General features: G+C 41.0%; 6 protein-coding genes. All 6 read right to left on the reverse strand.

What is annotated here, in order from left to right; translation table 11 throughout:
• Positions 1-114: 114 nt before the first annotated feature.
• Positions 115-348, reverse strand: coding sequence for a flagellar biosynthetic protein FliQ (locus AACT21_RS06655; protein ID WP_017047156.1), 234 nt, complete (start codon positions 346-348; stop codon positions 115-117).
• Positions 335-1,495, reverse strand: a complete 1,161-nt coding sequence (locus AACT21_RS06660) for a hypothetical protein (RefSeq protein WP_094164282.1) — start codon at positions 1,493-1,495, stop codon at positions 335-337. The genes AACT21_RS06655 and AACT21_RS06660 overlap by 14 nt, the downstream gene beginning before the upstream one ends.
• Entirely contained in the window at positions 1,489-1,893 is a 405-nt protein-coding gene (locus AACT21_RS06665) for a hypothetical protein (RefSeq protein ID WP_019280809.1), read from the reverse strand. Before AACT21_RS06665 ends, AACT21_RS06660 begins: the two co-directional genes overlap by 7 nt.
• Positions 1,847-3,109, reverse strand: coding sequence for a type III secretion system ATPase VscN2 (gene vscN2 / locus AACT21_RS06670; protein WP_019280810.1), 1,263 nt, complete (start codon positions 3,107-3,109; stop codon positions 1,847-1,849). The genes AACT21_RS06665 and vscN2 overlap by 47 nt, the downstream gene beginning before the upstream one ends.
• Positions 3,109-4,578: a type II secretion system protein GspD gene (locus AACT21_RS06675; RefSeq protein ID WP_017047160.1), complete on the reverse strand. Its 1,470-nt coding sequence runs from the start codon at positions 4,576-4,578 to the stop codon at positions 3,109-3,111. The genes vscN2 and AACT21_RS06675 overlap by 1 nt, the downstream gene beginning before the upstream one ends.
• Positions 4,568-4,841 (reverse strand): hypothetical protein (locus AACT21_RS06680; protein WP_234830753.1); only part of this gene is annotated, 274 nt, incomplete at its 5' end. The genes AACT21_RS06680 and AACT21_RS06675, both read right to left, overlap by 11 nt.

The following is a 4,841-nucleotide window of genomic DNA, read 5'->3' on the forward strand; positions in this document are numbered from 1 at the left end:
ATACAAAACCGATCGGTTCATTCCCCTCAATCCTTGAAAGCAAATTCGGTTGCACGCCCAAATTATCTACTACAGTTTTATAAACGAGCTCTCTTAATCTATTCATTTTTTATCCTATAACTGATGAAAAAGCAGGTGGAACTGTTCATAAATGTTCCCACCGACCTGTGTAAGCAAAATGATAAATACAACTAATTTAGCTGACATTGGAAGACCAGGATCTTGGACGCTAAATACGGTTTGCAATAATCCAACAACCACACCTGTAATGACAAAACCTAAGGAAAAAATAATAATCGCATTTTTCACAATATCTAGGCATGCAGCAGTAACATCAAGTACGGTCATAATATTCCTCTAACAAACTGGTTACTTTATTATTTTCAAATTTAAATAAGTAGTATTTTTTTGCGAAAAAAACTCGGTAACTATTTACCTTCGGATATTGCCAAAATAGGTCAGGTGATAATGAATAATTTAGATAATTCGAACTCACTACTGGAAAGTTTTGTAAGACCGAATATCTAGGATTCAAATTAACACTGCCTGTATGCACATTCTTTGGCTCAGCCTCAAATAGAGTAAGAGGTGAACCTTTCAAATTATTTGAATCCCCGCCAGAAAATCTACCCATAAATATTTGAGATTGGATCTCTTTCAACGCACTAGGTGCTATCGCCCACTCTCGATTCTGTGCTCCAGAACGTAAACCGACATTCGGCTCCAAATTTAACTTACCCTGCATGGGTCGCGTCATCGTAAGGTGAGGAGAGGCAGACTTGATTCCGTCTCCTTGCTTTGATTGCGCCTGAGCTAATGCTGGTGAAGGGTTCTTTACACCCTGTTCAGAAATCAACTTACCCTGCATGGGTCGCGCCATCGTAAGGTGAGGAGAGGCAAGCTTGGCTCCGTCTCCTTGCTTGGATTGCATCTGACTTAATGCTTCAGAATGCGACCACATATAACCGCCAAAATTCGACTTAACGTGAGGTAACGGTAACGTAAGGGCCGAATGGGCAGTCGTTAGCTTGATTCCATCACCTTGTATTTTTACACGATTCAACACCATCAACGGTTGTTCTTTAAGAGCCATCTTCTCTACACCACATACAGGGTGCTTTGTTTCACTTAGTGACGATAACTGCGTCTCTTTTGTTATAAGAGAAGGTGTGATCCGTCGATTTTCGTTTACTCCCGTCATTCGTACTTTCTGATCAGCCGCTGTTTTTATTTGAGGCTTAAAAGAGAGCTCGTTTTTCTGCATTACGGTTGTATTCGCTATCAAGCCTTCGAAGCTAGCGTTGTTCTCTATTGCATCACGACGTTTTTTAAGAACGCTCTTATACTTATCTTTACTCTTAGATAGGCTCGTATCAGTGGCAGAGCTGGCATCAACGGTATTGAGTTCATCGGATAAATCACCCAACATACCTTCAAAATTGTTATCCTTCGACGCCAAGGGGGTTGACGTGATTTGATTGAGTTTACTTAACATGCTTTCTCATACCTCAATTCTTCTCGGATTTCATGAAGCGCATCTTTGCGCTTTTCAAGGCGTCGTTTTTCCGCTTCAACCAGCTCTATTTCAGAAGCTAAATCCTCCGCTTTTTGTCGAGTAATCGAGGCGTCGAAAAAAACCGATTCAATGTTCGTTTTGACACTCTCGCGACGCATAAAGAGACGGCTCAGTGCGTTGTTCTCTTTTACCACGACCAAACTTTTAAGCTCTTGCTGTAACACTTCAATACGCCGCCAAAATTCCTCGATCTGATCTTGCAGTTCCTGATTGCGTTTTCTCAGCTTAACTAACATTCTTTGCTGTTTATCGATTCGAATATCAACGATCTCAATAATCTGACCAAATTCTTTCCATCGCTTCGAGTGTTTCTTCATACTCGACACCTTCAAAACCTTGTTTTAAAAACTCCATCACGATCGGGAAAAGATCAATCGCTTTGTCTGTTTCTAAATCGTTACCTTTTTCGTACTCTCCAACCCGAATCAACAATTCAACATTGAAATAGCGATACACCATATCTTTGATTTGCTCTGACAAACGGACGTATTTCTTATCCTGAACCTTATTTTGTAGACGGCTTTTGCTTTTCAATACATCAATAGCGGGATAACGGCCAGTCGAAGCAATGGTTGTTGAATACACAAGATGGCCATCAATCAGAGATTTCACCTCATGAGCAATCGGGTCATCATCTATCTCTTTTTCAATCAAGACGGTGAAAATACCCGTTACTGAACCGCACACTGAGTTGCCACAACTTTCAACCAAGCGCGACAATGCGAGCGACACACCGATCGGAATACCACCTTTAATCGGCGTACCATCCAGCATGGCTTGCGCACGAGCAAAACGAGTCAACGAGTCGAAATAGATCACCACTTTTTTACCCTGTTCCATAAAATGGCGAGCAATAGATACGGCAACTAAACCAGAACGCACCTTTTCCAAAGGATTCGCTTCCGATGTCGAAACCACAGTGATGGATTTACGAATGACTTCTGGGCCAATCTCTCCCTCTAAGAATTCGATGACTTCGCGGGCTCGCTCTCCAATCATGGCAAAAATAACAACATCAGCTTCCATGTTATTCGCCATAATAGATACGGTTGTCGTTTTGCCAGCACCGGCTGGGGCAAATAAACCAACACGTTGCCCTTCACCAATCGTAAATAACCCATCGATAATCTTAAGTTTAGTTGGAAAAACCGTTTCAATAGGCGCCCGCATCTGTAACGGGATCGGCTCAATAATGATCGGTAAATCAACAAATTCACCAGGCTGCGTTAGGTAATCATCACCATAGAGTGACTCGCCGTAACAGTTGATCACTTTCCCTACTAATGCTTTTTCATTCAAAGGAAAACAGAATCGACGAGGGGTGATTTCTACTCGTCCACCACGCTGTACCGCACCGGGTTGAAGTAGTTTGATCTCCACTCTCGGTTGCGCAACTTTCATCACTTCGCCACGAATTTTGTCCCCACTCACTGTGTGAATGAAACATTCTTGGCCAACAAAGGTATCGATAGAAACATGACAAACCACTGTATCTTGATACAATTCTTTCACCTTAAAGAAGTGATTTAACATTACTCAATCACCTCAAATGAAATAGACACATAGCGTTTGAATTTACGTTTTGTCTGCGATGTGTTTTTGAACAGCTCTCCTAAGAAAGGAATACTTGAAAGCACTGGCACGGCGTTGGTTGTCGATTGAGTAACAGTGTTATCAAAACCACCGAGAATCACCGTTTGATTCGGCTTAATATAAACTTCTGTTTCCAACGATTGTGAGCTCACTCTTGGTGGCTCACTTTTGGTACTTTCAGAATCTGCCGTATCACCTAAAGATTCTTCTATATATTCAACTTTGGCCTGCACATTGCCAGATGGTAATAGTCGGCCAGTCACGTACAAACTGTTATCGGCTTCTATTTTTTGGGTTTCAACCTGGCGTTCAGAGATCAAGGTGATAGTCGCTGTCTCTTTTTTACCAAAGTGACCTTTTTGATTTTCAAGCACTAAAAGATTGGTCTGATAGACACCACGAGCAATACCGTTGGAAGACAGCGCTTGGAAATTTTTTAAAAACTCAGTTGTCTGGGTAAAAGGTGGGATCACAATATCGTAAATCCCTTTGATACCGCTCAACCAAGCGCTATCAATACCAAAATTCTCATTACGATCAGCGGCAACGTCATACACTTTTAGCGAAAAAAGCAGTTGTTGTCGTTTAACATCAATCAAAGCTGCGATGCGTTTCGCCAGTTTAATTTCTTCCGGAGTACCTCGGACTAAAAGGGCATTGGCCGCAGGTAAAGCCTGCACATTAGACGTTTTTTCTTCCTCGTCTAATTGCTGTTTTTCACCTTCACTCAACTTAACTTTATAAGTGCGCTGTACCATTTCCCCATCACTGACATTCTGAAATTGTCCAATGTTGGTTATGGCCGCTGCAATCAATGCTTGAGCACCTGGAAAGGTGACCGTACTATCGAAAGTGCTGACACTGCGATCAATGACTGAGATAAAATGAAATTCAATTCGCGCTAATTCTAAATTATTACCGTTTTCAAGAAATTGGTTTTTATCCACCATATTGGCATAACTGACGGCATCATTGACAAATTTACGTGTGCCAGAGAATAAAATTGAATTTCTTCGCTCGGTTAATTTGAGCTTAGTTGTTAAGTTGGTATCAAAGGTTTGTTTCAATTCTTTCAGTAACGCTTGAGATGAAATATTACGTGGCTTATAAGCGTAATTAATATACGTTTTTCCGGCTTCAACCGTTAGCATTCCACCATAAACATACCAGTCAAAATCATACACATCAGAAAGTCGTCTCAATAGCTCAGGCCCTTCCCCTGATAACGTTTGAGTCAGAATCTGACGTTGGGTTTTATCATCAAGATCATTGACCAGTTTGACTTGCATATCCTTGGCAATTGCAGATAAGGCTCCTTTTAAATCAATATCTTGCTGTTTAATTAGTACACTGGCTTGTGCCATCGTTGCACACAAGAAAAAAGCCAATGACAGCAGTTTAATCTTCATTAAGTATCTCTTTTAAACGTTCTTGGTTTTGCTTCATTTGACGCACTGTTTCATTCATAACCGATTGTTTCAGTATCATCTCCACAATCTCATCTTGACTCAGCATGTCTTCTTCAGTAATTCCCTCTTCCTTGATATTAGTTGTTACTTCATTTTGTACTTTCGTGGTTCGCGAAACTTCCTGAGCAACAGTATCAAAATCGTCCATACCGCTATGCGTTTGAGCAATAGCCAACCTGTTTGTCATTTCTACTCTATTATTC

Source organism: Vibrio sp. V08_P9A1T1 (genome assembly GCF_963874405.1).
Taxonomy (GTDB): domain Bacteria; phylum Pseudomonadota; class Gammaproteobacteria; order Enterobacterales; family Vibrionaceae; genus Vibrio; species Vibrio anguillarum.